28 protein-coding genes are annotated in these 25,801 nt (G+C 47.2%); 15 read left to right on the forward strand and 13 right to left on the reverse strand.

Features of this window, described 5'->3' with window-relative positions; translation table 11 throughout:
- The first annotated feature begins 154 nt into the window (after positions 1–154).
- The 5 genes from DP091_RS21285 to DP091_RS21305 all read left to right on the forward strand — a co-directional run bounded on the left by DP091_RS21285 (position 155) and on the right by DP091_RS21305 (position 3,828).
- A complete protein-coding gene (locus tag DP091_RS21285) occupies positions 155–1,159 on the forward strand; it encodes a phosphate/phosphite/phosphonate ABC transporter substrate-binding protein (RefSeq protein ID WP_181469894.1) in 1,005 nt (334 codons plus the stop codon).
- Between the two features lie 20 nt (positions 1,160–1,179).
- Positions 1,180–1,953, forward strand: a complete 774-nt coding sequence (gene phnC / locus DP091_RS21290) for a phosphonate ABC transporter ATP-binding protein (RefSeq protein ID WP_113060155.1) — start codon at positions 1,180–1,182, stop codon at positions 1,951–1,953.
- On the forward strand, positions 1,950–2,774 hold the full coding sequence (gene phnE, locus DP091_RS21295; RefSeq protein WP_113060156.1) for a phosphonate ABC transporter, permease protein PhnE: 825 nt from the start codon (positions 1,950–1,952) through the stop codon (positions 2,772–2,774). Before phnC ends, phnE (DP091_RS21295) begins: the two co-directional genes overlap by 4 nt.
- Positions 2,771–3,574: a phosphonate ABC transporter, permease protein PhnE gene (gene phnE / locus DP091_RS21300; protein WP_113060157.1), complete on the forward strand. Its 804-nt coding sequence runs from the start codon at positions 2,771–2,773 to the stop codon at positions 3,572–3,574. The genes phnE (DP091_RS21295) and phnE (DP091_RS21300) overlap by 4 nt, the downstream gene beginning before the upstream one ends.
- Before the next feature lie 71 nt (positions 3,575–3,645).
- Positions 3,646–3,828, forward strand: a complete 183-nt coding sequence (locus DP091_RS21305) for a DUF2524 domain-containing protein (RefSeq protein WP_113060158.1) — start codon at positions 3,646–3,648, stop codon at positions 3,826–3,828.
- Positions 3,829–4,118: 290 nt separating this feature from the next.
- On the opposite strand, the gene DP091_RS21310 is transcribed toward DP091_RS21305, so the two are convergent.
- The 5 genes from DP091_RS21310 to DP091_RS21330 all read right to left on the reverse strand — a co-directional run bounded on the left by DP091_RS21310 (position 4,119) and on the right by DP091_RS21330 (position 9,423).
- Positions 4,119–5,471, reverse strand: coding sequence for an amino acid permease (locus tag DP091_RS21310; RefSeq protein ID WP_113060159.1), 1,353 nt, complete (start codon positions 5,469–5,471; stop codon positions 4,119–4,121).
- A gap of 192 nt (positions 5,472–5,663) precedes the next feature.
- The gene (locus DP091_RS21315) at positions 5,664–6,374 is read right to left on the reverse strand and encodes a lipase family protein (protein ID WP_113060160.1); all 711 of its coding nucleotides are present in this window, start codon (positions 6,372–6,374) and stop codon (positions 5,664–5,666) included.
- Between the two features lie 131 nt (positions 6,375–6,505).
- Positions 6,506–6,886 carry a c-type cytochrome gene (locus DP091_RS21320; protein WP_113060161.1) on the reverse strand — a complete coding sequence of 127 codons (381 nt, stop codon included), beginning with the start codon at positions 6,884–6,886 and terminating at the stop codon, positions 6,506–6,508.
- Positions 6,887–6,918: 32 nt separating this feature from the next.
- The gene (locus tag DP091_RS21325) at positions 6,919–8,631 is read right to left on the reverse strand and encodes a GMC family oxidoreductase (RefSeq protein ID WP_113060162.1); all 1,713 of its coding nucleotides are present in this window, start codon (positions 8,629–8,631) and stop codon (positions 6,919–6,921) included.
- A gap of 30 nt (positions 8,632–8,661) precedes the next feature.
- Positions 8,662–9,423 (reverse strand): gluconate 2-dehydrogenase subunit 3 family protein, encoded by a 762-nt coding sequence (locus DP091_RS21330; protein ID WP_071221682.1) that lies wholly within the window; start codon positions 9,421–9,423, stop codon positions 8,662–8,664.
- A gap of 125 nt (positions 9,424–9,548) precedes the next feature.
- On the opposite strand from DP091_RS21330, the gene DP091_RS21335 reads away from it, so the two are divergent.
- Genes DP091_RS21335 through tatC form a run of 3 tightly spaced genes read left to right on the forward strand, consistent with a single transcriptional unit; the run spans position 9,549 to position 11,175 of the window.
- A complete protein-coding gene (locus DP091_RS21335) occupies positions 9,549–10,232 on the forward strand; it encodes a hypothetical protein (RefSeq protein WP_113060163.1) in 684 nt (227 codons plus the stop codon).
- Positions 10,233–10,249: 17 nt separating this feature from the next.
- Positions 10,250–10,435 carry a twin-arginine translocase TatA/TatE family subunit gene (tatA, locus tag DP091_RS21340; protein WP_100536978.1) on the forward strand — a complete coding sequence of 62 codons (186 nt, stop codon included), beginning with the start codon at positions 10,250–10,252 and terminating at the stop codon, positions 10,433–10,435.
- Complete coding sequence (gene tatC / locus DP091_RS21345; protein WP_113060164.1) at positions 10,432–11,175, forward strand: twin-arginine translocase subunit TatC; 744 nt, start codon at positions 10,432–10,434, stop codon at positions 11,173–11,175. Before tatA ends, tatC begins: the two co-directional genes overlap by 4 nt.
- Positions 11,176–11,274: 99 nt before the next feature.
- On the opposite strand, the gene DP091_RS21350 is transcribed toward tatC, so the two are convergent.
- The gene (locus DP091_RS21350) at positions 11,275–12,069 is read right to left on the reverse strand and encodes an SDR family NAD(P)-dependent oxidoreductase (RefSeq protein ID WP_113060165.1); all 795 of its coding nucleotides are present in this window, start codon (positions 12,067–12,069) and stop codon (positions 11,275–11,277) included.
- A gap of 144 nt (positions 12,070–12,213) precedes the next feature.
- Positions 12,214–13,269, reverse strand: a complete 1,056-nt coding sequence (locus DP091_RS21355; RefSeq protein ID WP_113060166.1) for an AraC family transcriptional regulator — start codon at positions 13,267–13,269, stop codon at positions 12,214–12,216.
- A gap of 746 nt (positions 13,270–14,015) precedes the next feature.
- Between DP091_RS21355 and DP091_RS21360 the strand changes: the two genes are divergently transcribed.
- Both DP091_RS21360 and DP091_RS21365 read left to right on the forward strand, forming a co-directional pair.
- Positions 14,016–14,588, forward strand: coding sequence for a TetR/AcrR family transcriptional regulator (locus DP091_RS21360; RefSeq protein WP_113060167.1), 573 nt, complete (start codon positions 14,016–14,018; stop codon positions 14,586–14,588).
- Positions 14,585–15,001: a DUF5367 family protein gene (locus DP091_RS21365; RefSeq protein ID WP_113060168.1), complete on the forward strand. Its 417-nt coding sequence runs from the start codon at positions 14,585–14,587 to the stop codon at positions 14,999–15,001. Before DP091_RS21360 ends, DP091_RS21365 begins: the two co-directional genes overlap by 4 nt.
- Positions 15,002–15,128: 127 nt before the next feature.
- Here DP091_RS21365 and DP091_RS21370 read toward each other — a convergent pair whose 3' ends face one another.
- Positions 15,129–15,674, reverse strand: a complete 546-nt coding sequence (locus DP091_RS21370) for a glutathione peroxidase (protein WP_113060169.1) — start codon at positions 15,672–15,674, stop codon at positions 15,129–15,131.
- A 253-nt stretch (positions 15,675–15,927) separates the two neighbouring features.
- Here DP091_RS21370 and DP091_RS21375 point away from each other — a divergent pair, with 253 nt between their 5' ends.
- Genes DP091_RS21375 through DP091_RS21385 form a run of 3 tightly spaced genes read left to right on the forward strand, consistent with a single transcriptional unit; the run spans position 15,928 to position 19,905 of the window.
- Positions 15,928–17,526, forward strand: a complete 1,599-nt coding sequence (locus tag DP091_RS21375; protein WP_113060170.1) for a spore germination protein — start codon at positions 15,928–15,930, stop codon at positions 17,524–17,526.
- A 34-nt stretch (positions 17,527–17,560) separates the two neighbouring features.
- Positions 17,561–18,775, forward strand: a complete 1,215-nt coding sequence (locus tag DP091_RS21380) for a Ger(x)C family spore germination protein (RefSeq protein ID WP_113060171.1) — start codon at positions 17,561–17,563, stop codon at positions 18,773–18,775.
- Between the two features lie 38 nt (positions 18,776–18,813).
- Entirely contained in the window at positions 18,814–19,905 is a 1,092-nt protein-coding gene (locus tag DP091_RS21385) for a GerAB/ArcD/ProY family transporter (RefSeq protein ID WP_113060172.1), read from the forward strand.
- A gap of 121 nt (positions 19,906–20,026) precedes the next feature.
- Here the strand turns inward: DP091_RS21385 and DP091_RS21390 are convergent, their stop codons facing one another.
- The 5 genes from DP091_RS21390 to DP091_RS21410 form a co-directional block, all read right to left on the reverse strand.
- The gene (locus tag DP091_RS21390) at positions 20,027–20,743 is read right to left on the reverse strand and encodes a hypothetical protein (protein ID WP_113060173.1); all 717 of its coding nucleotides are present in this window, start codon (positions 20,741–20,743) and stop codon (positions 20,027–20,029) included.
- Positions 20,740–21,615, reverse strand: coding sequence for an ATP-binding cassette domain-containing protein (locus tag DP091_RS21395; RefSeq protein WP_113060174.1), 876 nt, complete (start codon positions 21,613–21,615; stop codon positions 20,740–20,742). The genes DP091_RS21390 and DP091_RS21395 overlap by 4 nt, the downstream gene beginning before the upstream one ends.
- Complete coding sequence (locus DP091_RS21400) at positions 21,612–21,983, reverse strand: GntR family transcriptional regulator (protein ID WP_113060175.1); 372 nt, start codon at positions 21,981–21,983, stop codon at positions 21,612–21,614. Before DP091_RS21400 ends, DP091_RS21395 begins: the two co-directional genes overlap by 4 nt.
- A 187-nt stretch (positions 21,984–22,170) precedes the next feature.
- Positions 22,171–23,523 (reverse strand): sensor histidine kinase, encoded by a 1,353-nt coding sequence (locus DP091_RS21405; RefSeq protein WP_113060176.1) that lies wholly within the window; start codon positions 23,521–23,523, stop codon positions 22,171–22,173.
- Between the two features lies 1 nt (position 23,524).
- Complete coding sequence (locus tag DP091_RS21410; RefSeq protein WP_113060177.1) at positions 23,525–24,211, reverse strand: response regulator transcription factor; 687 nt, start codon at positions 24,209–24,211, stop codon at positions 23,525–23,527.
- 205 nt (positions 24,212–24,416) lie between these two features.
- Here DP091_RS21410 and DP091_RS21415 point away from each other — a divergent pair, with 205 nt between their 5' ends.
- Both DP091_RS21415 and DP091_RS21420 read left to right on the forward strand, forming a co-directional pair.
- Entirely contained in the window at positions 24,417–24,635 is a 219-nt protein-coding gene (locus tag DP091_RS21415; protein ID WP_113060178.1) for an SHOCT domain-containing protein, read from the forward strand.
- A 19-nt stretch (positions 24,636–24,654) separates the two neighbouring features.
- The gene (locus tag DP091_RS21420; protein ID WP_113060179.1) at positions 24,655–25,695 is read left to right on the forward strand and encodes a DJ-1/PfpI family protein; all 1,041 of its coding nucleotides are present in this window, start codon (positions 24,655–24,657) and stop codon (positions 25,693–25,695) included.
- Positions 25,696–25,801 lie beyond the last annotated feature (106 nt).

A 25,801-nucleotide genomic window follows, 5' to 3' on the forward strand; every position in this document is an offset into this window, starting at 1 on the left:
TCTCCTGTTCACAACATATTTAAGCCATTCTATCAACTGAAATGCAGTTTTATATTAAAATTCCAAAACTTTACAAAGAGTTATCATTTCATTGACAGACCATTAACACTCCCTCCGTATAGTGGAGCAGGTAAGACATGTCATTAACTTAAAAATGGAGGTCATTGTTTTGAAAAAATGGATGAAGTTCACCATGCCCCTGTTATTGTCCGTGGCTGTTATCAGCGGATGCGGCGGTAATACCGACAGCGGTGGCAAAGCCGCGGCGAACGCCGGTCAGGAGAAATCGCAAGGCACAAATACAGACAGCAGCACGACCACAGAATCAACCGGGTATGTCCCTGATAAACTGACGGTCCAATTCGTTCCTTCCCAGAATGCCGATACCCTTGAAGCCAAAGCCAAGCCGCTCGAAAAGCTGCTGTCCGACAAAATCGGGATCCCTGTTGCGGTCAGCGTATCGACTGAATATAACACGATTGTAGAAGCGATGGCATCCAAAAAGGTGGACGTTGGCTTCCTGCCGCCAACCGCGTATGTTCTTGCCAAAGAGAGAGGCGCTGCTGAGGTTATTCTGCAGGCCCAACGTTATGGCGTTAAGGATGAAACCGGCGAGCCTACGGATGAGCTTGTGGATTTCTACAAGGCAATGATGATCGTGAAAAAGGATTCTGCCATCCAATCCGTAGCCGACCTGAAGGGCAAAAAAATTGCCTACCAAAACGTTTCATCCTCTGCCGGTTATGTGTGGCCTGCGGCGGTTCTGATGGATAACGGGATCGACCCGATGAAGGACGTCGAGCCGATTACGGTAAAAGGCCATGACCAAGCTGTCCTTGCCGTGTTGAACGGCGATATCGATGCAGCTGCCATTTTCCAGGATGCCCGCAATGTCGTCAAGAACGATTATCCCACCGTATTTGAAGATACACGCGTACTGACTTATACGGAGAAAATTCCGAACGATACGATCACCGTGCGCTCCGATATGAGCCCGGAATGGATTGAGAAGCTGCAAACCGCATTTATCGAGATCGGCCAGGACGAAGAAGGCCACAAGATTATTTCCGAAATTTACACGCATGAAGGCTATGTCAAATCCGATGACAGTCATTTCGAGATTGTCCGTGAATATGGCAACAAGGTTAAGACTGAGTAATCGATAAAGGACTGGGTGCCATGATTGTAATTCGCAACGTTTCGAAAACTTACGCCAATGGAACCAAAGGACTGAACCATATCAATCTGACGATCGGCCGCGGCGAATTCGTGGCGATCGTCGGACTGTCCGGCGCCGGTAAGTCGACCCTGCTGCGGTCGATGAACCGGCTTCACGACATTACCGAAGGCGAAATCGTGATCGACGGTAAATCGATCACAGCGGCCAAGGGCAAAGAGCTGCGCCGCATCCGAAGAGATATCGGCATGATCTTTCAAAACTTCAACCTTGTGAAGCGCTCCTCTGTACTCCGCAATGTACTCGCCGGACGCGTCGGGTACCACTCCACCCTGCGCACCCTGCTCGGCCGATTTCCGAAGGCCGATGTAGATCTCGCTTTTCAGGCACTCGATCGGGTAGGCATCGTCCAGAAAGCGTATGCCCGGGCCGACGAGCTGTCTGGCGGACAGCAGCAGCGAGTCGCGATTGCCCGAGTGCTTGCGCAGGAAGCCAAGATCATACTAGCGGACGAGCCGGTTGCTTCCCTCGATCCTTTGACTACGAAGCAGGTCATGGATGATTTAAAACGAATTAACGCGGAATCCGAAATTACGACGATCGTGAATCTGCATTCGATCGATCTTGCCCGGCAGTATGCTACTCGGATTATCGGATTGCGCGCCGGGGAGGTAGTCTTTGACGGACCTGTATCGGAAGCGACGGATGAGCGGTTTACGGAAATATACGGACGGCCATTCGGCAAGAATGAGGTATTGGAGGAAACGGCTGTATGAAGATGGAAATGGAAACGGCGCCGTTCAAACCATCAGATCAATCTCCCCTCCTTCGCCCGAAACCACCTGGCAAACTGAAGCATTACATGACTACGGCTTTCCTGCTGCTTCTCGTCTCGGGCAGTGCGCTGCAGACGGACGCTTCCTTCATGGAGCTTGTGGAAGGTCTGCCGAACATGCTCGACCTCCTGCGCGATATGTTCCCGCCGAGATGGAGCTACCTCGACAACATATGGGAGGCCATGCTGGAGACGATACGCATGGCACTGATCGGGACCACGCTGGGCGCCGTCCTGGCCGTTCCGGTGGCGCTGCTCTGTGCAGATAATATGGTCAAGAATCGATGGATCACCTATCCGGTTCGCTTTCTGTTAAACTTGATCCGCGCGATTCCTGACCTTTTGCTAGCCGCCTTATTTGTTGCCATAGTAGGACTCGGTCCGTTACCGGGGACTTTTGCCTTATCGGTCTTTTCACTGGGTCTGATAGCTAAACTCACCTATGAAGCGCTGGAAGCGATAGATCCTGGTCCGCTGGAGGCAATGACTGCTGCCGGAGCAAATCTGCCGCAGTTGATCGTGTACGGTGCAGTCCCGCAAGTTCAAGCGCATTTCGCTTCTTATACGCTGTACACGTTCGAAATCAATGTCCGTGCCGCCGCCGTGCTCGGTCTGGTTGGGGCTGGCGGGATCGGTCACTATTATGAAGTGACACTCGGTTTTTTTGAGTACGACAAGACATGCATGATCATCATCTTCACCTTGATTGTTGTCCTCTTGATCGATTATTTCAGCACGAAATTGCGGGAGAAGTTGTTATGAGCCAATCATGGAACGACATCGTTCCCCAACCGAAAAAAAGCCGGCTCCGCTGGCTTATCTACGTTATGCTGGCCGTCGTTTATGTCTGGGCCTTCTCCGGCATTCCGTACTCAGGCATTAAAGAAACGGCAGGTCAGGTGACAAAGGCTATTTTCTCAGGTTTGCTTTCACCCGATTGGGATTTTGTCTATTTACCAGGTGGAGAGGATTTGCTGCGAGGCTTGCTGGATACGCTGGCTATATCCATTCTGGGGACGATCATCTCGGCAGTCATCTGTATCCCGTTCGCTTTTTGGGCCGCGGCCAACATGACCGCGTCCATATTCGCCTCCGGATCAGGCAAAGTGCTGCTCAGTCTGGTCCGCGTCTTTCCTGAAATCGTAATGGCACTGTTGTTCATCAAGGCAGTGGGCCCCGGCTCATTTGCAGGTGTGCTGGCACTCGGACTGCATTCAGTAGGCATGCTCGGTAAACTGTTCTCCGAAGAGGTGGAACAGATCGATACGGGTCCAACCGAAGCATTGATCGCTGCTGGCGCGACACGGTTGCAAATCGTCCGGTTCGCCGTTTTGCCACAGGTGCTGCCCGGTTTTCTGTCGTATATCCTCTACCGTTTCGAAATCAATCTGCGCTCCGCCACCATCCTGGGCGTGATCGGCGCAGGCGGTATCGGGACACCGCTTATTTTCGCGCTGAGCTCACGAAATTGGGACCGCGTCGGCATTATTCTGCTTGGGATTATCGTCATGATTACCTTGATCGACTTGATTTCGGGCGCGATTCGAAAAAGGCTCGTTTAACGGAAGGCCATGAATAACTTTGGAAGTATCCTCCATACTAGTGAAGAACAACATACCAAGGAGGAACCATGATGCTCGACAATTTGGAAAGCGACTATAACTGTGCGAATGCCAGCGACGATCTTCATCAGCTCAAGCAAGAGCTTGCCGCTCTGCGGGAACAGGGTGCAGAAGACCAAGAAACGCAGGAACAACTCAACCGATTGGAGAATCAAATCTCCTTCATTATGAACAAATGCGATATTAACCATTAACGTTCAATCTACTCCCTTCTTCGAGATCTGCAATGATCTCGCTATTACCTTCATGACGTAATTGATTATGAATGGTAACGGACTTCGAAATCCCTCCATGATTAAAAAACCCGTATCCGTGAAAGGATACGAGTTTTTTTTCGTTTCGCTATTATTCCTCAATCTTCAATCGCTTTGTTGTGGATTTGTATATTCCATTTTCTTGATTGCAGCAATGCGGCTTTCAACCGGATCATGACACCTCTTCTGTTTGTCCGATTACCGTGAAGTTGAAGCACGACATCCCTCCGTTATCCGCTTCTATTCCCTTTTTTGAATTTCATGATGGACCAGACAACCAATAGCAGCAAGACGGACAGACATACGCTGATGCTGACCCGGTTCTGGCCGTCTATCAGAAACAGAATAGCGATCACCGACAGGCAGAGCGCAGTTACCCCGGTTATATAAGGGAACCCCCATACCTTGAAGCTGGGCTGCATCGGATAAGCTTTGCGCAGCTTCAGCTGCGAGAAGCAAATGCAAATCCACACAAGCACAACGACAAACCCCGGCACCGCCATCAGAACCCGAAACAGCTGGTCTTGCGCAATCAATCCAAGCAAGGAACCCGCTAATAGTATGATCGCGCAGAGTTTCAGCGTATTAAGCGGAATGCCTTTGCTCGTGGTCTTGGCCAGGCTCCTTGGCGCCTCCCCGGCAGCTGCCATGGAATAGATCATGCGCGTCGCACCATAGATACCGGAGTTGGCTGCCGACAGCACAGCCGTTACCAGAATAAAATTCATAATGTGGGCTGTTCCCTGCAATCCCGTAGCGGACAACACTTGAACGAAGGGACTTGCCTCTCCCCCGAGCTGATTCCACGGAATCAACCCGCATATGATCAGAATCGGCAGCGTAAAAAACAAAATCACCCGCAAAATAAAATTGCGCACGACTTTCGGCAGGATTTTCTCCGCATTCTCAGTCTCGGTTAATGTGAGACCGATCAGCTCCGAGCCGCCATACGAAAAGGTAACGACAAGCAGAGCCGAGAATATGGCGAACCATCCGTTTGGTAAGAAACCGCCGTGAGCGGTAAAATTTTGAAAGTATGGGGTGTCTGAACTCGGCATAATGCCAAACATCAGAAAACTTCCCAGCACAATAAAACTAATAATCATGGCGATTTTGATCCCGGCAAGCCAAAATTCCACTTCGCCAAAGCTTCCAACACTCATCATATTAATTAAAATAATGAGCGCAGCGCTTGCTAGGCTGAGCAGCCACAGCGGAACCTCCGGAAACCAGTATTGCAGAAAGCTGCCTGCCGCGATTACTTCGATTACGCATACCGAGAGCCACATGAAACAATACATCCAGCCCATGACAAAAGAAACCCGTTTCCCAAAGGCTTCCCGTACAAAATCTTTCATGTTCCGGCCCGGATACACCGTAGCCATCTCCGTCATTGCTCCCATAACCACCAGAAGCAGCAATCCTGCAAAGATATAAGAAAATATAACGCCCGGACCGGCGAGACTGATCGTCTCGGAACTCCCTTTAAATATTCCGGTGCCGATTACACCGCCCATCGCCATAAAGCTGATATGCCTTGGCCTCAATTTCTTCTGTAATGAAACTTCATCTTGTTTTGCCATTAACATATCCCCCTGATGACTTTCAAATTAACCTATTGATAAGTATAACCTTTTCCGCTAAGGAAACAACTTAAGAAATTCGATAATCCACGAGTGCTTTCGACCCGGCCAGCTTGAAATACACCCATGGACTAACTCTATCTGCCAGTGGATGCTACACTTATAGTTTACATAATATTTATTACGTAACATTCATTTTTCAGGGTGCAATTCATGGATTTTGGATATAAGATCGACTGAATTGGTATGGAATGCTTCGTTAGAATCCGTCCAAGCCGATTTCAGAAAATAAGAGGCATGAAACCGCCATCCTTGATGATCCGGATTAAAATCCAGTTGAATCTCACGCCCCGGCCGTCCTCGGTAAACCCTGGAACCCGGCTTGCGCCAACTGCCAATTCTAGTGATCTTGTCCGGATTCTGACCCGTGATATATGTAAACCGGTCATTGTAAGGAATATCCTTCAAATAAAACCTTGGACAACCTACAGCAAACACTTGGATTCCCCGATAATTAAACTTCTCCTCCAAATAAAGCCCTGCCTTATAAGCGATCACGCCTCCGGCACTGTGCCCGATCAGGATCAGCTGCTCCGCACCAGCTGCATGCTCATGGATGATTTGTCCTGCTTCCATAACCCGCTGAGACTGCTCTCGAACCAAATCATAGCCGACTTGCGTAAGCTGCCGGGCCAGTAGACGGACTAACGAGGAAACCGATATGCCGTTTGCCATCCCGTAAGGAAAGATCATTAAGATTTTGGCATTCGGGTATCTTCGGGCAACCTCGCTTGCAGCATCTTCAAAATTATTTCGATAGGTCAGGACACCGGCAAAAAAGCACACCACCGTCCGGCACTTTATCGAGCATGTGCTATAGGAGGATACGAACGTCTCTGTCATGAATTCACAATCCACCTCCAAAAGTGTTCCATTATTACGCTGTAACCATGAGAGAAAACCCCCATGACCACAACGCGATTTATATCTGCATTGTAGCATGAGGGTCCTCTTAATTTCATATCCGGTTCACCTTATTTTTTGGCAGCCAACCATTGGGACAGCACATTAATTTCGTCTTCCGTCAGCCTGCCTTGGAATGCCGGCATTCCATTGCGCCCATTTGAAATAATACCTGCAATTTCGCTAGCGTCGTGCTTGGAGCCTACATTTTGAAGGCTGGGGAAATTTCCGCCCCCGCCTAAGTCGGTAGCATGGCAAGCCATGCAGTTGGCATTGTACAGCGTCATAGCTGCATCGTTGTTGGCATCCCCGCCGGTTGCTCCTTCCTCTGGTGCTTGTCCGCCGTTTTCTGCAGGAGCCGGAGCCGGATCTGCTGCATCATTACCACCACATGCCAGCACAGCAAGAGCAAAAGTCAATAGCAATACTAACAGTAATCCTTTTCTGAACATGGTTGAAACTGCCTCCTTTTGTAAAATGCAAGCTATACTAACAGCCCGCCCTTTTTGCTGTATTCCATAATTCCATCCACTGTGCGATAAGCAAGAGCCCCGACCGTGCCGGTCGGATTATAGCCGCTATTATGCGGGAAAGCGGATGCGCCTACCACAAACAAGTTTTCCATATCCCACATTTGCATGTAGTTGTTGACGGCCGAATTGCCAGGGTTCTCTCCCATAATCACCCCGCCGGTATTATGAGTCGATTGGTATGTCGTAATTTCGTAAGGTCCCAGTTCCTTTAATTTCATAATATTCTGGCCCCCCATCTCCTGCACAATCTCCGCGCAGCGATCGGAAAGATACCTGGCCAACTGGCGATCCTGCTCTTCGAAATCAAACGTGATTCGAATCAACGGGTCTCCGAATGCGTCCTTATAGGTGGGATCCAAATCCAGGTAATGATGCCGATAAGGCATCGAAGAACCTTGAGACCCTACGGTCAGTACACTGTTGGCATACTTCAAGGAATTCGCCTTAAATTCTTTGCCCCAACGCGGTGATTCCTCCGGAACAGGGTTGTTTTGAATAGGCCTTTGTCCGGTTACCGTATGGGCAATATTCCCCCCATGAATGAACTTCAGGTCCGAGTGATCGAAATTGTCGCCGTTAAAATCGTCCACGCTCATCCCTAGGCTTCCTGCACCTGCAAACAGATTGAATTTGTCCTCAAAAAATCCGGCGGCATTCCCCTTGATTACCTGATAGGCATAGTTTTTGCCAATCACGCCCGTCCCGCTGGACGAGTCGTATGGTTTGCCGATTTTCGAGAGAAGCATCAAACGGGTATTGTTAAATACATATCCCGTCGAGACGACGATATCGGCCGGCTGTTCGATTTCCTCCCCGGTCGTTAGGTCCGTGTACATGACGCCCGTTGCCTTACCACCCTTATGCAGAATTCTACGAACATAGGAATGGGTGCGGATTTCGAACTTTCCGGTTTTTTTCGCAACAGGTATCACGGTAACGACAGGATCCGCTTTCGCTCCGTATTCGCAGCCAAACCGCTCGCAGTATCCACAATACTGGCAAGCCGCTCGAGAAATGCCATCCGGGTTCGTATAGTTTTCCGACAGATTGGCTGAAGGAACCGTATACGGATTGAGTTTCAGGTTTTTCGCAGCATCCGCAAACATCTTCATGGATGGCGTATGCAGCATAGGCGGTGTTGGGTAAGGATTCGAACGTTTTCCTGCCAAGGGATTTTCCTCGCCGGAGATGCCGGTCGTCTTCTCGAACTTATCAAAAAACGGCTCGAGCTGATCGTAGGTAATACCCCAGTCCTGGATCGTCATTTCCGGCGGTATTTTATCTTTCCCATATCGTTCTTCCGTCATGCTCCGGATTTTAAAGTCGTAGGGAAGGAAACGAAACGTTTGCCCGTTCCAGTGCACGCCGGCTCCCCCAAGTCCCTCCCCTAACAGAAACGATCCATACTGCCTCATCGGCAGTGCGCGTATTTTTTCGGTGCTCCGAAATGTAATCGTTTCTTTGGAAAGGTCCTGCATTAAATCGTAGCGAAGCGCGTAACGGAGCTCATCGTGAGCCATATAGTAGTCTTCTGTTACCCTCTCTTTACCTCTTTCCAAACCGACGACGGATAAACCCTTCTTGGTCAATTCCGAGGCGATGATCCCGCCAGCCCAGCCGACGCCGATAATGACAACATCCGTTTTCGGTAATTTTTTGGCCATATGCGTACTCCTTTCGCTATAGATGAGCTGTTATAGGTGATCCTTTAAACTCTTCGGCGGGATGACGGTGAAATTCTTCTCGATAATATTCGTGTACGCCATTTGGTTACCCGGATATTGACGCATCGTCCAGCCCTGCATGTTTTTGTTTCCGCCATACAACGGATCACTGTAGACCCCTTCCAATGTGCTGCTGCGGAGCAGGTTAAAGAACCCGCTGGCCGAGATCGTTGTCAATTTGACCTCATCGTTCTGGAAGGCAGTTAACACGGCATCCTGTTCCTCTGGTGACAGGCTAGGGAAATCTTTCTGATACTTCTTTTGGCTGTAGTTCTGAATCTCGCGCAGACCAATGTAGAATATCTCCCGTCGTCTTAATCGGCCCTGATAACCCTGCGTTTTCTCTCCAACATAGAATGGGGGCTGCATATAATCTCTTGCATTGAACCCCCAATCACCGGCCAGCTGGTGGTCGATGAAGAATGCTGCGCCGAGCTCTTTAGCGCCCGGACCGTTCTCATCCGCAGGGAAAATACGCTCAACGGCTGCTTCCGTGATCCTGTATTGCTCCTGGTTAAAGAACATTAATGCTTGGTTGTAGTTGTTATCGTTCTGTTCAGGCGCCGGTGCTGCAGGCGGGGTTTCACGCTTCGGCAAAAGATATCCGAGTACACCGCCCAGCACGACACCTCCCACGGCATAACCGGAGTTTCTCAGAAACTTCCGCCGTGTCATCGTCTGTGAGCCGTCAGGCTTCGATGGTTTGGTTTGTTGTTCGTCTTGTTCGCTCAAACTCTCAGCACCCCTACTCTTCTTCATTTTTGAATAATGGGTATTGTCCCCATCAAAATTTCATTCATACATTATTCTCCATCCGGGCATGATAAAATTACTAACCGATATGGAGGCGAATGCTCATGAATCAATTGTGGAGCAGGTGGAAAGGCCCGATTATGGGCTCGGTACTGCTTCTTTCTTTAACAGGCTGCTTAAATCAAACCGACGACAATCAACAAAACGCGCAATCCATGGAGCAGCATAATGCCGATGCCGTTCACTTGCACAGCACCGACGTGATCCCTAGCTATCATGGACCGAAAACAGAAACAACCAATGTCCAGGGCAATACCACAAGCGGTATGGGCATGTCCGTGTACAGCATGATCGGCTCATCCAGCCTGCATGAAGGCGGCGTATCTTCCCATGTCCAGTCAAGACTTGCAGGTCTAGGCATTGATGGAGTGAAAGCTTTTGTCCTCAATGACACGATTATTCTGGCACGTGCAGAATCACGAGTTTCTTCTAACCACTATGACAACATGCAGCAAAAGGTGTTAAGTCAGACGGAAGGAATGTCGGGCAAAGGCGAGCCGGATGAAGGAGTAAGCGGGGCAAAGGCAGTCGACAATGATAATATGTCGCAAGCCAAAGAGCAAGTGAAGAACATGTTTAATGAAGAAGTGCAAATTCTAACGGTAACGAATCCTCAAGCTCCTGCGCTGATCGACCGAATCGCCTCGAAGCTGCATGATGCGCCGCGCGACGAGTCGATCGCCAGAGATATTACTGAGCTGCTGCATATGGCATCGGATAAAAAATAAATAAAGGAGTTGATCATATGCCTCTGGGAAACATCGGAGTGACAGGGCTGATCCTCATTCTGTTGATCGCCTTGATTATTTTCGGTCCTTCGAAGCTGCCTGAACTGGGCCGTGCCTTCGGTCGAACACTGAGCGAGTTCAAAAACTCCACGCGTGAACTGGTTTCGAGCGAAGATATCCAGGATGGAGACAAATTGAAATGATCCAGCACGAGCAGGGACAAGAACAGGAGCAGCATATAATTGAGCACTTAACAGAGCTCCGCAAGCGGATTCTCATCACATTGGGCACCTTTTTGGTAGCCCTTTGTGCCGCTTTTCTATATGTTGAACCGCTGTATGAAATGCTGACTCGCGACGTGGAGGGTCAGCTTCAGGTACTGGGACCAACAGACGTGATTTGGGTATACTTCATGATTGCAGGCGTTATAGCTCTTGCGGTGACGATGCCTGTTGCCGGCTTTCAGGTATGGCGGTTCGTCGTACCCGGGTTGAGTACTGTTGAGCGGCGTGCATCCCTGGCTTACATCCCTGCGATCGGAGCCCTTTTTCTACTGGGTTTGGCCTTTGGCTACTTTGTCATATACCCCATGGTCCTGTCCTTCCTGGATTCGCTGTCGCACCATTTCATTACAGCATATACCGCCGAGAGATACTTCCGTTTCATGGTGCATATGACCGTACCGTTTGGTGTGTTGTTCGAAATGCCCGTCGTAATCATGTTCTTGACCTCGATTGGCATCCTGAATCCGCTCCGCTTAGCAAAAATGCGGAAAATCGCCTATTTGCTGCTGACGATTGCAGCCGTAACCATTACACCGCCGGATATCGTGTCGGACATCCTCGTCATTGTGCCACTGTTCCTTCTATATGAGATCAGCGTTGGATTGTCTCGAATTGTATATCAGAAAAGACTGACCAGGCTGGAATTAATAGGTGAGTAATAACCAGCTTCGGATCAGGGACGCTGTGTATGAATACTAAAAAAGCTTGGAGATCTCTTTTAGATCCCAAGCTTTTAATATATAGCCGATGTATAAAAGTTAGAAAATCGTAGGCACCATTCCCCCATCCATACGGATTGGTGAACCTTTAAACGCGGATGCATAAGGACTGCACAGGAATGCAGCAAGTCTACCGATTTCGATCGGCCTAATAAATCGTTGAATTTCCGATTGAGGCAGGTTTGTACTCATAAAAGCTTTCTCTTTTTCCGCAAAGGTCATATCTTCATTGGCGTATATTCCCTCGATAATATCCTGCACGTTCTCGGAGAGAGTCGGGCCGGGCAAAATCGTATTGACTGTTACTTCTGTACCTTTCGTTAATTTGGACAAGCTTTTTGCCAAGGATAATAACATGGATTTTGTCATGGCATACTGCGGCATTTGTCCAGAAGGCATCACGGCTTCTTCACTCGCCATGAAGATAATACGTCCAAAATCGTTCTTTAGCATGCCGGGCAAATAAAATTGGGTTAATCCGTTGGCAGCCAGCACATTCGTGCGGAAGTAGGTATCCCAAACTTCATCGTTAACATCCTCGTACTGCATGATTTCGTATATCCCCATATTGTTAATCAGAATATCCACGTGAGGGTATTTGTCAAATATAGCCTCTCTTTGCCCGATATCCACCAAATCGGCGGTAGCATTCTGAGGACTTGTATTCGGGAAATCCGACTTGATTTCATCAACGGTTCGTCGTACCTCTTCATCATTTCGTCCGTTGATAAGAACATGGACACCTTCTCTGGCAAGTTCAATGGCAATAGCCTTGCCTATCCCTTTCGTAGATCCTGTAACCAACGCTGTTTTATTGTTTAATCCCATATCCATAATATAAACATATCTCCTTTGTGCTCTGGATAGTGTTCATATTACCTTGTATGGATAGCAGGGTAACTAGCATATCGCGCCAAAGTACTTGTATAACACGCCAATTATAATTGAAAAAGAAACCTGTGTTATGATGTCCAAACGCTATGAACCTATGGTCAACATTTCCTGTCGGTGTTCGGATAGCGAAAGACTATTAAAATGTTCAGTGCGCCAATGGGATGGAGTATCTCCTTCCCAAAGACGGAATGCTCGGTAGAACGAGTTCTGATCTTCATATCCAATCAAAAAGGCAACTTCTTTGATATCGAGCGAGGGGTCTGCCAAGTACTCGATGGCCTGCTCATGCCTTGCTTGTGTCAACAATTGCTTGAAGCTTGCATTTGCATCCGTCAGCCTGCGCTGTAACGTACGATCACTCATATTGAGCTCCTTCGCCACTGATTGAATATCAGGGCGCCCTCCTGTGAGACTCCGTTTCAGGATCCATTTGACCAGGTCTATAATGGAACGGTTGTTCTGAAGTTCATCAAGCGAACGATCCAGAGCGGGAGTCAAAATCTCCAGCAATTCTTCGTTATACGAGATAAAAGGTCGGTCCAGATCTCTTCGATAGAGCGTTAATCGATTATGGTTTGCGCCCGTCCGGACGCGACAGCCAAAATAAGCTTCAAGTGCTTGTACATCACCCATAGGCTGCGAAAATTCAACCAATTGTGCGGTCAGCGGTTGACCTGTGCCCCGTCGTCCAAGCTCTAGAAGACATGCCAGTGTAATACCAACAAGCAGCGCCGGACCAGGTTGATCGCTTAGGTTCAGCCATTCCAGCTCTATGGTACATCGTTCGCCCTCCTCGGTGATTAGCAAGCCTTCAGGTGGACATAGCTGCTTATACCGAGCCATTTGGTTTAAAGCATCCCGATAGTCACGAGCATGATAAGGCGCTAAGACGGTCGGCGGGTACTTCGCCGTTTCAAAGACGGTCGCAAGCTGGATGATGCCTTGGGCAGTGTCCCCCATGAGATCGGAATAGGCCTGCCAGATCGCGAAATATTGGGCGGTGGTGACTTCCGGCTCAGTAATGACGGCGAGCGGCAATTCCGCTTTGCGAGCCACGGCATGGGCGGAAATTCCTAATTGTTGTATTCCTTCCCATAATCCCGGCGGGATTTTAATTCGGTCAGAAGTATATGGCTTCATATATAATGCTCCTTTGACTACTGTTTATTGTAATGTTATCTATTCTCGATCGTGTAAAGGATGAAGTTTGTCATCCGGTGTTGGACTTCTTATATTAAAACTCAGCCAAGTTGCAGGAATCATCACGGTAGCTGTAAGCTATGTTCTTTTGCCACGTGAGTGATACTCGAAACGTTATTATACAGCAAATTAATGAAGAATGCAGACAATATACGAGTGGATCGTCATGATACAAAATTGATACCTCCCGAAGGTACCGGTAATCCGAAGCTAATAACTCGCAAGAGCTACCACAATCCTAGTTGATCTTGAGTTCACCTCACCGTGTTTTTGTTTAATCAATTCTAATGTGAGGCGAAGCAGCCTTTCGGATTGATTTTTATTTAATATAACTTGAGCAACATCTAATTTTTTGTTTTGTTTATATGCAGTTAGTGAATCTTCAGACGGCAACTTTAATTCGTATCTGCAGCACTTTGGGCAAATGCCAAGCCTAGCTGGTTATTAAGTCGGCTTCCATGCATGATGGCTTTAATGCTATTAAATGACTCCTCAGTTTGCAGCTGCAAATCATCCATCTAATGTCACGATAGCTTAATTTACCGCATTTGGACACATGTAAATAATTCTGTTAACAAGAATAGGCAGAGAGCATTCTAATTCCTCCATTTGACAAATCGAGTTTATTTTTTATATATTTGAGTTAGTTGTTTGAATAACTCACATATAAGGTAGGTGAAACGGTCATGGCGAAACCGAATGTCATCAGCAAACAAGAACTGCTCGAAGCTGCCCAAAAGTGTGTTGCAGAAAAAGGTATGGATAAATTAACTTTGAAAGCAGTGGCCGATCAAGCAAATGTCAGCCAGGGAACAGTCTATTACCATTTTCGAACCAAAGAGCAATTAATAATTGAACTCGTTGAGAGCCTATGTAATGCTTCATGGGTTTCAGTGGAGCAAAACAATCGATCTGTTGAAGAAGCCATACAAGAAGCCAAGGAAAGATGCGATTATCATTCTGTTTATTATCGATTGTTTTTTTCCTCCCTAGCCGCAAGCTTTCAGATCAAAGAGAACCGCAATCGGATGGGTTCCATGATTCAGGAAGAAAACAAACATCTGACTGATATTCTTACGGCCCGGTGGGGGGAATCACCCATAAGGAACATATCCATGGATCAGTGGGGAATTATAATGAATGCTATAATAGACGGGCTGGCCGTGCAGGCTTTGTTGGACGAAGAGTTTCCGAAGGAGGATGTTTTTACCGCTTTGCAGAGGTTTTTTGACTTCATGTCCAATGAGGTGAGGAAATGAACAACACCAGAACAAACATAGAGCGTCATGTTTTCTTTCTGGCATGGGGATTCGTCCTATGGCTTGCAGCTACGGTTATCTTTCATTTCTGGGGAGATTGGCTGATTGATGTCAGGCATCCCATTCGAACCGCTGTCAGTTTTATTATTGCAATCCCCTTGATTTACGGATGTATCGCTCCATTGTTTTCTTCCCTTGGTATTCCGTATTCAGATCGCGCGCGCCTTTCAATCTACATTGCTTTACCAGGCATGTTGTTAGACATTCTGTCGCTACTCTTCCACCCTTTCGTTTTCCCGCTAATTCCAGTGGAGAGCATCCACGTTCTTATCGCTTGGCTATTTTGGGCTTACAGTTTCATATTCCTGGCAGGTATGAGACCCATCAAGCTGGCTACCCGCCACCACTCATAAAAGCACAGTAATTTTTGGCTGAATATAAAGAGCCGCCATGAAGCAGAACATGATCATAGGCATTTCAGTTGTTATCGGAAAGACGGCTTTTAATGCCGTCTTTTCGTCGTCTTTCGTGTGATCGGTTTCAGAGAAGCGATTCGATAATCGGTTCGATCTCTCGTGGTTCTGTCACAGTTTCATATCGACCGGCTACTTTACCGTTACGGTCTATTAAAAATTTTGTGAAATTCCACTTGATTCCGTTTCCGGCGTATATTTCAGGATATTTATCCAGCAGGAAATCTTGCATCCATTGCCCACTCGAGGTTTGTGTGTCGAAGCCTTGGAACGGCGCTTGATGCGTAAGATAGGAAAATAACGGATGAGCCGACGCTCCCCGAACATCGACTTTTTCAAACAAAGTAAACGTCACTCCGAAATGTCCCTCGCAAAATCGTTGAATCTCCACGCTGCTCCCAGGTTCTTTTTCATTGAATTGGTTGCATGGGAAACCGAGTACTTCAAACCCCTCTTCACGATATTGCTCATACAGCTGCTCAAGATCGGCAAACTGACGGGAATAAGCGCATCTGCTGGCCGTATTAACGATAAGAAGAACCTTGTTGCGGTATGCTGATAATTCTAAAGGTTGGCCAAGAATGGATTTGGCTTGAAATTGATAAATAGACATCGGTCACACTCCTTCTTGCTTTTTTTAATATAAAGATCATAGAGGCAAATCCAGTTATAGGTCCAATATATAATTTTAATAACGCTTATAGATACAAACAATAAATCATAATCTCGAAAACCTTGCTCTGTAAAAAATGGTGCCCCCTCCCACGACGAATGGTTAAGTCGCAGTGATCAAAACCAACCGAATATAAAACCAGAATTAGGGAACGATTAGATCGTATGAATCATTGTTAAAGCGAGCTGATCACATGGCATTTTTCAAAAAATTAAAACAAACAAAATCCAAAACAGATCGTTCTCGACAAAATCATCAAACGAATCAAAACCTTGCCCCCACACATCTCTCCGATCGCTTGGATCAGAATTTGCATAAGCTCAGGGAGCAAACCGGTAACAGCCGAGATATCATTATTCGTACGTTACAGCATATTTTCGGAAGCGACCGAACCATTGCGGTCATTTATGTAGATGGGCTGGTTGATACCCTAACGATTAATAACTCAATCATGCAATCCTTAACCCCAAGAGATTCCCATGAAAAGCTGGATACATCCGACCCCACTGAGATCCTATCGATGATCAAAAACCGATTCTTGTCCATCGGCAGCATCAGCGATGTGGATGATATGGGACAACTCATCTCCGCCGTCCTTGAAGGCAATACCGTCATTCTCATAGACGGATCTTGTCACGGCATTATGGCAAGCTCAACAGGAGGAGAAGAACGCGGCGTAGAAGAGCCCCAATCTCAAACCGTTGTTCGCGGTCCAAAGGAAGGATTCACGGAAAATATCCGCACGAATACAGCTTTAATCCGTCGGAAGATTAAAAGCCCGAATCTATGGATCGTGGATCGAAAGATTGGCCGGGTCACCCAAACACATATTGCCGTCATGTATTTGCACGGTATCGCCAATGACAAGGTAGTACAGGAAATACTGAATCGATTAGACCGTATAGATACCGACAGCATTCTCGAGAGTGGCTATATTGAAGAATTTATTCAAGACAATACGTTTACCCCCTTTCCTACCATCACCAACACGGAGCGCCCTGATGCCATCGCAGGGGCGCTCCTCGAAGGGAAAGTTGCCATTTTAGTTGATGGAACTCCCTTTGCGCTGCTTGCCCCCATCACCATTTTTAAGCTTTTTCAATCCAGTGAGGATTACTATCAAAAGTTCGATATCGCCACCTTTTTGCGTCTCTTACGCGTTATTTCCTTTGTGGTATCAATGCTCCTCCCTTCGCTTTATATTGCCATTTCAACGTTTCATCAGGAAATGCTGCCAACAACCTTGCTGATTAGCCTTGCAGCCCAGCGTGAGGGCATCCCTTTTCCTGCCGTTGTCGAAGCGCTCGCAATGGAAATTACGTTCGAAGTGTTGAGGGAAGCGGGCGTACGAATGCCTAGAGCCATGGGTTCAGCGATATCTATTGTCGGCGCTTTGGTGCTGGGACAAGCGGCTGTCCAGGCCGGTTTAGTATCAGCTGCCATGGTCATCATTGTTGCATTCACGGCTATTGCCAGCTTTGTGGCCCCTTCCGTGAGCATATCCAACTCGGCCCGATTGCTTCGTTTTGGTTTTATGATCTTAGCGGCGACCTTAGGGCTGTTTGGCATTATGGCTGGATTAATCGCGATGTTAATTCATTTATGCGGTTTACGTTCATTCGGCTTGCCTTATCTGACCCCGTTTGCCCCCTTTATTCCGTCAGATCAAAAAGACGTATTGGTTCGAGTTCCCTGGTGGGCCATGCTGGCAAGACCGACGTTAATCAGTAGTAACAACAGCAAACGCCAGCAAATGACACCTCGTCCATCTCCTACAGAAGACAGGGATTAGGAAACAACCGGCACACAAGGAGGTGAAGAATTAGATGAATCGTAAACTGACTTTCCTGATTCTCTCCGTGTTCCTCCCGTTTTTGCTAAGCGGTTGCTGGGATAGTCGGGAGCTTAACTCGCTGAGCATCGTCTCCGCAACATCCATTGACCGAAGCGATGACGAATGGGTCATGTCCTTCCAAGTAGTCATCCCGCAGTCCATTGCTACCCAGACAGGCGGTGGATCCGGCGGCAGCCAATCACCTATCACTATCTTCTCAACAAGAGGTAAGACGATTCGTGAAGCTATGCAGAATGCCAATCTAGAAGCGCCGCGGACGCTGTTCTTTGCCCATAACTCCATTTTGATAATCAATGAAGAGGTTGTTCGGAATGAAGGAGTACGGCAAATCCTTGATTTTTTCCTCCGTCCGGTGGAAAGTCGGGAAACGATGTCGGTTCTCCTGACCAAGGATAAAGCCTCCAATCTATTGGAAGTGCTCATTCCGTTAGAGAAAATCACAGGAAACGCGATTCAACGGGTCATTACCCAAGGACAAGAAAATCTGTCCCAAGTAAAAAATATTAAATTGATTGATTTTGCATCGATGATCGCGAATCCTTACCGAAGTGCCATTGCTCCCGAACTGAAAGTTTCCGGTGATCAAGATGAACAATCTACCCTGGATGCCCTGAAATCAACCCGAAATAAAGCGGTTATCAGGCTTGGGGATCTGGGGGTATTTAGAGGGGACAAACTGATTGGATGGCTGAAACGTGAAGAGAGCAGAGGCGTGGCATGGCTTTCGAACAGCGTCAAAAACCTGATCATCGTCTTTCCGTGCAGTGATCGACAAAACACCTTACTTTCGAGCTACCGGGTAGTCCATTCATCGACCCAGGCAGAGCCAGTTCTGGTTGACGGCTCTATAAACATGAAGATACACATTGAAACGAAAGGTGCCCTTGACGAAACCAGCTGTACCCTGGATTTAACAAAGCCGGATGTCATAACAAAACTTGAAGATGTAATCACTGAGCAAATCAAGGATGAGATTGAGACGGCTTGGAAACGGATGAAGGAAATGAATGCCGATCCGGTAGGCTTCATGGATATGATTCATAGAAGATACCCGGCGGTAAGCAAGCAATTATCAAAGTCTGAACAACCGCTTCAGGAAATAAAACTCAACCTGAACATCAAAGTGACCATAGAACACACGAATATGATCAATAAGCCATTCACGAATTTGATTGAACCCAAATAAGTCTAAGAAAATACTACCTTGATACAGGAGGCTGTGACATGGAGAAAATCGGAAAATACCAAATCATTGCAATGACGATCTTGTTCATGATCGGCAGCACCCCTCTGTATGAACTGGGGATCGATGCTAAGCAAGATGCATGGCTGGTCGTGCTGATTGCAATGTTCGTTGGATTATTGCTTCTATACGTCTATTTGTTTATTCAGAAGAGGAATTCAGATCTCAGTCTCCCGGGCATTTTGAATCAACACTTGGGCAAGTATCTTGGTTCGTTCATTACCTTAGCCTATATAATTTACTTTTCGTATGAGTCCATGAGGAATACCCGGGAGTTCTCGGACATCATCAATATCTCCTTCCTCCCCAACACACCGCTGTATATCCTCATTCTCTTAATGGTCTTGCTGTCCGGTTATGCGATATCTAAGGGCATTGAAGTATTCTTTCGTGTCACCGAATTCCTGCTTCCCTTCACCATTATAGGGTATATATTAATCGTTTTTATGTTCATCGGATCGAATATCATTCACCTTGAGCGCCTGATGCCCATATTAGAGAATGGCTTTCTTCCGGTGCTGCGTGCATCCTTACCGGAGGTGATTAGCTTTCCATTCGGCCAAATCGTGGTATTTCTCATGTTTTGGAGACATCTCGATAACAAGAAGAGGCTCTCCAAAGCAACCGTTTCTGCATATATTTTCGTAGGTATCTTCTTATTGATCTTCAACATTCTAAACCTTGCAATTCTAGACCCTTCGATCACAAGCATTTCGACTTTTCCGCTGCTTAGATCTGTCCGGCTCGTTCAAATCGCTAATTTCCTTGAACGTTTGGATCCGTTAATTATCATGCTGATTTATATTGGAATTTTCGTTAAAATGACTGCATTCTACCTTGGTGCCGTGCTTGGACTTTCGAGTTTAACCAAAGTGAGCCATAAAAAATTAACAGTGATCGTGGGTGCCTTCATTTATACCATTTCGTTTCTATCTCCAAACTTCATATATCATATCTGGATCGGATTTCACCAAAATTTGAAATATCACTTTCCTATTTTTCAGATTTGGATACCTCTGATTCTTGCGCTGATTATATTAATCAAAGGACCTCACTCCTCCAAATCCGGCTGATTTGAATTGATCTTTGGACAATGAAATCGGAATAACATCGTAGTTTGGTGATCACAGAAAAAAGCCGCTTTTATTCGCGGCCTCCTTCTTATGCATGTATGTTCAAACAAGAAACTGATAGTTACTCTCTCTTTTGTTTCGGTTGCAGTGAAGCGTTACGCATCATCGGATAGGTGGCTAACAGCGCTGCCAAACCTGCGATTCCGGCTATCGTGAAACCGGTCATTGCATTTATATTTAACGTCGACAACCATGCTATAGGTGCTTCAAGCACTCCCGAGTAGTAAAGAAACATGGCTGCGATGGCAATGATCATAATACCGATTAATGTCCTTGTCATGCCCGCACGATACGTTATGCAGTAGATAAAAAAAGCGCCGCCGAACAAGATTAGTCCGACCATGAGATCGATCCATAAGTAAGGCAAGAATTGGTACTCACTGGAATAAAACATCCCCGCATGCGTAATGGATACCGAGCTGATCCCGCGCTCGTATAATGTCCATAATAAACATTGTAAGAGGTTTAAGACTAGCATATACACAAACACACTTGAAACGCCGATGACATAAAAGCTTTTGAGCATTTGAGTTCGTGTGCCTCCAAGGCTGACAGCAATAGGTAGAAGGCTTTTGAACCCCATGACCCCATAGAACGGGATAAAGAAAAAATACGCGGGGCTTGAAATAGAACTGAATGTCTTATCCATATCAAAGGATGTCCCGATAATAATCCAGGCTGCTGTTAATGGCAGGGTAATGTATAACAGAAGCAGCTTCCCCAAGAACCAGCTTGCATCTTCATAGATTAAACGAAACGTGCCGTGCGTCGCGCTCATCGTACCCCCTCCTGCACATTATCCGTCATTTGAAGCAAATAATCCTGAAGATGCGCTTTCTCCACGGAAATTCCACTACTGCGGCCCAGCTCTCTCCATTCGTCGGAGAATGGGACATCGATCATAACTTTCTTCACGGAACCGATGGTGCTTTCATCCAGGATCTTTTGGTTACCGATTAATTGATTCACTCGATCGTGTTCACCGGTTATCCAGATCCCACGTTCCCGCACCTCTTCCATCGGCTCATGTAACAGCAGCTTTCCGTCATGAACAACCACGATGGATTCCAGCAATGGTTGTAATTCCTCGATTTGATGTGTCGACACCAAGATCAGGCGCGGAAACGCATCATAGCTATCCAGCAGCCGTTCATAGAACTTTTTTCGCATTCCTGCATCAAGCCCGTTGGTCGGTTCATCCAAGATCGTAACATCCGCCTGGCTGGCCAAACCGATCACTACCTGTAATGCCGTTTTCATCCCGGTCGACAGCTTCTTGGCTTTTTTATGCTGGGGCAGTTTAAACGTTTCCAGCAGCTCTTCTGCCAATTCCTGATTCCAGTTCGGTTTGAAATATTGATAAAACCGCAAGGCATCGCGTATGGTCCAAATATCACTGAACGGATGATCTTCCTGCATGTAACACAAATGTCGTTGGGCTTCCTGGTTATTGTATGGCCGGTGGCCCATAACCTCAATGTTTCCTTGACTAGGAATCTGATGCCCCGCAATTAGTTTCATCAACGTCGTTTTGCCCACACCGTTCCGTCCCCATAATCCCGTAATGACTGGATTTTGTTCAACGTATGACAATTCCTTGATCACGGGAACATCTTCGTAGGAAAAAGATACCTGCTTTAAAGAAATCATAAGTTCCCCTCCTCCTCCACTATGCACTCCATAACCTCCTCGACCGTCATGCCAATTCGCCTCGCCTCTTCCAGCATCGGACGAATATAATACTCCCGATAATGCTTTTGTTTGTCACGCAGCACCTGTTTCCTGGCCCCTTCCTTTACAAACATTCCTATTCCTCTCTGCTTGTAAATGATGTCCAGGTCAACCAAGGCTTGAAGCCCTTTACGCGCCGTGGCACGGTTAATGTTATAAAATCGGGACAATTCATTCTCAGAAGGGACGCGCTCCCCTTCCTTTAACACACTATCCACAATATCATCGATAATCATTTGAGCAATTTGTTGAAAAATGGGCTGGGATTCATCCAACAAAGCTTTCAAGGTGAAGCCTCCTTTCTGACCGTTATCATCCCCTTAGTTGTTAGGTTGATTACTCGTATAACCAACTGTACAACATGGTGCTGTAAATGTAAAGGGAGAATTATCCGGATCTAACATACATTTGATCTCTTCAAAACAAAAAAGCCGCATTTTCACGGCTTTTTCAATGTACAATAAATATGAACCACTAAAAACCATTTGATTCCAACTGTCCTGAAGCTGCTGCAGGTAGCCATCCTTCAAGCAGTGCTCCTCCTTCCGGATGGTTGCTTGCGGCAAGTTCGCCACCGTGCTGCCTAACAATTCTTTGTGAAATGGTTAAGCCTAATCCGCTGCCACCGGTTGAACGACTTCTGGATTCTTCCCCGCGATACAGGGGTTCAAATACACGCTCAAGTTCTTCCGTAGAGAAGCCCGGCCCGGTATCCCGTATCGTAAACTTAACCTTATCGCCAACTTTATTACACAGGACTTCGATGCTCCCCCCCGCTGATGTGTGTCTTACGGCATTATCCAGAAGATTGTTCATGGCTCGCTCTAATAAATGCATATCTCCATGGATGATGCACCGATCCGTTACATGAAACGAGATGGAAACCCCTTTTTGCCGAGCAAGCGGACTCAGGCTATCCATCGAATTCCGGACGACCTGATTAAAATCCACCGTTGTATTATGCAGTTGCGACTCCACATACTCCATTTTTGTAAAAGTGAATAGATCCTCTACCAAACGATCCAATTGTGCCGATTTGTCCTTGCAGACCGCAACATATCGGGCCATTTTCTGCGGAGATTGAGCGATCCCTTGCTCCAGACCATCCAAGTAGCCTCGCAAAGCGAATAACGGTGTCCGTAAATCATGCGCAACAGCCGCAATGACGAATCGGCGTTCCTCTTCCAGTTCAGCCTGTTTTCGATAGGACTGCTCAAGTCCCTTGACCATAACATCGAATCCATCGCGGACTTCCGCGATTTCGGTGACCCGGGACATGGGTAACCGAACATCCCAATCCCCTGTTGCAATTTGTCTTGCCGCATTTCCCATCTTCTCGAGTGGTTTGAGAACGAATCGCCTCATTTCCATTCCGACAACAAAGATCGCAAGCAGCAGCCCGACAAAAGCCGACATCACTTGAAACTGATTAGACTTAGGTAAGTACAGAATAACCCTCCCCAGCAACCGGCCGTCCTCGATGACGGAGAACCGCTCGGTTGATAAATTAGTTCCTCGTCGGTCAGGATTGGATCGATAAATTTCCCGGTCTTCTGCGGATTGAATAAGAACATCCATCTTCGCTTCACGGAGCGCGGAATACAATTGGTTTTGCCAGTCTGGATCTGTCCATTGGTCTGTGTCCGATTCAATTCGCTGCGTCATTTCCGATATATTTCGTTGCAGGGTCTCGTTTTGCAGCCGACCTTGTTCGAAGCTGAGTGTCTTGGTTTCCATAAAGTGCGCAGTAACAAAGAATATCCATGGCAATAAGAGGATAAAGAAGAAGCAAAGCATAGTAAACGTTCGGATGCGGAGTGACCTCATATTACCCTCCCTCAAAGCGATACCCTACTCCCCATACGTTGACCAGGAATATCGGTTGGTTCGGATCAGCTTCGATTTTCTCGCGAAGCCGACTAAGATGGACCCGAATCGTATGCCTGTCGCCCACCCCATCCCAAAATTTTGCAAGTAATTGTTCATAGGTGAAAACATGTCTCGGATGTTCCGCAAATAACCGCAGCAGCTCATATTCCCTGGGTGTGAGCACGATGTTGTTTCCATCCACTAGCACTTCTCTAGTGGACAGGTTTAACTTGATGCGGCCGTAATCCAAGACCCTGTTATCCAATTGTTGTGGGGAAGCGGAGCGCCGCAATACGGCTTTTACTCTGGCAACGATCTCACCTGGCGAAGCGGTTTTGACGATGTAATCATCGCCTCCGAGGGTAAGGCCTCGAATCTTATCCACATCATCGCTGCGAGCACTCAAGAACAGGATCGGTACATTGCTCTCCCCGCGAATCCGACGGCAAAACTCAAACCCATTTTGTCCCGGCATCATAATGTCAAGAACAATACAATGAACGGAGCTTTCCTTAAATATGTTCCACGCTTGAGCGGTATCGCAAGCGGTTTTTACTTGAAAGTGGTCATTCTCTAGAAAATCCCTTAATAGCTCAACAATATCCTGGTCGTCGTCTACAACCAGAATCGTCTTTGATTCGCTCATGTTTATCCCACCTTTGCTTTCCTAGTTTATCATTTTTTTTAACAAGAACTAACGCGAGCTTATGTATTGTGATGATTTGTTTATACTTTTGTAACCTTTTTTCATCTTTGTTTGAGATATTCGTTTGGTATGCTTCTATTTGCGCACACGGCCAGCCCATACTTCGGGTGATCGTCCCGCACACCATGATAAAGGAGGTATACATATGGGTTTGGAAAATAACGCCTTCTCGTTCTTTCCTTTCGGCGCTTTGTTTTGTCTCACGCTGTTTTCTTTTCTGGCGGTTCGAGTATACGCGATTCGTTATCGTTACAAAAACGGTCATCAAAAGAATGACATCGCTATGATTCTGAAGAACCGAATGGCCAATGGTGAAATCGATGAGAAGGAATATCGTAAGCTTAAAGATCTTTTGACTAGATAGAGACTAGGAGGATTTATGGATGCTTAACGTTCAAATTGTGTTGTTTGACGGCTTCGACCTTCTGGATGCGATAGCGCCTTACGAGGTCTTCTGCGCTGCAGCCATGAATGCTGAAAATGCGTTAAACGTAGAATTGGTCACCGCCGAGGGACCAAGATCCGTGCCTAGCGGCATTAACGGGTTGAGGATTGAAGCGAGTGGCAGACTGGACCCGGAACGAGCGGGCATCATTCTCGTACCTGGCGCGTCCGGCGACGTTGAGGGAGATGGGCCCGATTCGGTTCCGGCTATTCTGGGCCGGGCCATGGATACCGAATTGACCGGCATGATCGAGCAGGCTCTTCAGCACAAAGACAGGATAGTCGCTACAGTCTGCGGCGGTTCACTGGTGCTTGCCATGGGAGGCCTCTTGGAAGGCAGACCTGCGGTAACGAACCACCTGGGCATGGCCTTACTTAGTGCAACTGGAGCAGTTCCCGTCTCGGCTCGCGTCGTGGACGACGGTAATCTGGTTACCGGTGGCGGTGTAACTTCAGGACTCGATGTAGCGCTGTATCTGGTGGAACGTGAACTTGGGCCTCGTATCGCTCACGCGGTTGAGCAATTATTCGAATATGAACGAAGAGGCACGGTTTGGAAGGATACAGGGATAAAGCCTAACGTTAATAAATCAGTGACGAGCGACGAACCAAATGCCGCGGTGAACAAAACAGCAATGATACCCACGCCCAACTCCCAGCATAGCAAAAGCATACAGGCATCGGTCTTCGACGGGGATTGGGAGACCACTATCGCTACGCCCGTCGGTAAGATGGAGGTCAAGCTCTCCATATTGACAAGGGACGATTTGATCCAGGGCACGGCAACGCAGGGGGATGAAACCATTGAGTTTATGAACCCTGTACTTCAGGATAACAAGCTGGCCTGGTCACTACGAATCACGAAACCCATGCGCTTGAATCTCAAGTTTGAAGTTGTCGCCGATGGAGATCACATGGTTGGTATAGCCAAAGCTGGCTTACTGCCTGCATCCAAGTTAACAGGAAATCGGGTTACCTAATCGTAATAAAGAAAATCCGCGGCATACACGCGCTCTGGCTTCCAGGTATGTATGTCGATCGTGTTTTTCCGTATTCAGAAATGGTGTGTATCAAATAAGGAGCTTC

The sequence above is a fragment of the Paenibacillus sp. MDMC362 genome, assembly GCF_003269305.1.
Classification (GTDB): Bacteria; Bacillota; Bacilli; order Paenibacillales; family Paenibacillaceae; genus Paenibacillus_AQ.

Coding starts and splice junctions, on each gene's coding strand:
- DP091_RS21390 (WP_113060173.1), bottom strand. CDS start 20,743: ATGAGCGCGACGCACGGCACGTTTCGTTTAATCTATGAAGATGCAAGC.
- tatC (WP_113060164.1), top strand. CDS start 10,432: ATGATCCAGCACGAGCAGGGACAAGAACAGGAGCAGCATATAATTGAG.
- DP091_RS21410 (WP_113060177.1), bottom strand. CDS start 24,211: ATGAGCGAATCAAAGACGATTCTGGTTGTAGACGACGACCAGGATATT.
- phnE (WP_113060156.1), top strand. CDS start 1,950: ATGAAGATGGAAATGGAAACGGCGCCGTTCAAACCATCAGATCAATCT.
- DP091_RS21320 (WP_113060161.1), bottom strand. CDS start 6,886: ATGTTCAGAAAAGGATTACTGTTAGTATTGCTATTGACTTTTGCTCTT.
- DP091_RS21355 (WP_113060166.1), bottom strand. CDS start 13,269: ATGAAGCCATATACTTCTGACCGAATTAAAATCCCGCCGGGATTATGG.
- DP091_RS21385 (WP_113060172.1), top strand. CDS start 18,814: ATGGAGAAAATCGGAAAATACCAAATCATTGCAATGACGATCTTGTTC.
- DP091_RS21375 (WP_113060170.1), top strand. CDS start 15,928: ATGGCATTTTTCAAAAAATTAAAACAAACAAAATCCAAAACAGATCGT.
- DP091_RS21305 (WP_113060158.1), top strand. CDS start 3,646: ATGCTCGACAATTTGGAAAGCGACTATAACTGTGCGAATGCCAGCGAC.
- DP091_RS21310 (WP_113060159.1), bottom strand. CDS start 5,471: ATGGCAAAACAAGATGAAGTTTCATTACAGAAGAAATTGAGGCCAAGG.
- DP091_RS21370 (WP_113060169.1), bottom strand. CDS start 15,674: ATGTCTATTTATCAATTTCAAGCCAAATCCATTCTTGGCCAACCTTTA.
- DP091_RS21420 (WP_113060179.1), top strand. CDS start 24,655: ATGCTTAACGTTCAAATTGTGTTGTTTGACGGCTTCGACCTTCTGGAT.
- DP091_RS21395 (WP_113060174.1), bottom strand. CDS start 21,615: ATGATTTCTTTAAAGCAGGTATCTTTTTCCTACGAAGATGTTCCCGTG.
- phnC (WP_113060155.1), top strand. CDS start 1,180: ATGATTGTAATTCGCAACGTTTCGAAAACTTACGCCAATGGAACCAAA.
- DP091_RS21415 (WP_113060178.1), top strand. CDS start 24,417: ATGGGTTTGGAAAATAACGCCTTCTCGTTCTTTCCTTTCGGCGCTTTG.
- DP091_RS21350 (WP_113060165.1), bottom strand. CDS start 12,069: ATGGATATGGGATTAAACAATAAAACAGCGTTGGTTACAGGATCTACG.
- DP091_RS21325 (WP_113060162.1), bottom strand. CDS start 8,631: ATGGCCAAAAAATTACCGAAAACGGATGTTGTCATTATCGGCGTCGGC.
- DP091_RS21285 (WP_181469894.1), top strand. CDS start 155: ATGGAGGTCATTGTTTTGAAAAAATGGATGAAGTTCACCATGCCCCTG.
- DP091_RS21335 (WP_113060163.1), top strand. CDS start 9,549: ATGAATCAATTGTGGAGCAGGTGGAAAGGCCCGATTATGGGCTCGGTA.
- DP091_RS21405 (WP_113060176.1), bottom strand. CDS start 23,523: ATGAGGTCACTCCGCATCCGAACGTTTACTATGCTTTGCTTCTTCTTT.
- DP091_RS21365 (WP_113060168.1), top strand. CDS start 14,585: ATGAACAACACCAGAACAAACATAGAGCGTCATGTTTTCTTTCTGGCA.
- tatA (WP_100536978.1), top strand. CDS start 10,250: ATGCCTCTGGGAAACATCGGAGTGACAGGGCTGATCCTCATTCTGTTG.
- phnE (WP_113060157.1), top strand. CDS start 2,771: ATGAGCCAATCATGGAACGACATCGTTCCCCAACCGAAAAAAAGCCGG.
- DP091_RS21315 (WP_113060160.1), bottom strand. CDS start 6,374: ATGACAGAGACGTTCGTATCCTCCTATAGCACATGCTCGATAAAGTGC.
- DP091_RS21380 (WP_113060171.1), top strand. CDS start 17,561: ATGAATCGTAAACTGACTTTCCTGATTCTCTCCGTGTTCCTCCCGTTT.
- DP091_RS21360 (WP_113060167.1), top strand. CDS start 14,016: ATGGCGAAACCGAATGTCATCAGCAAACAAGAACTGCTCGAAGCTGCC.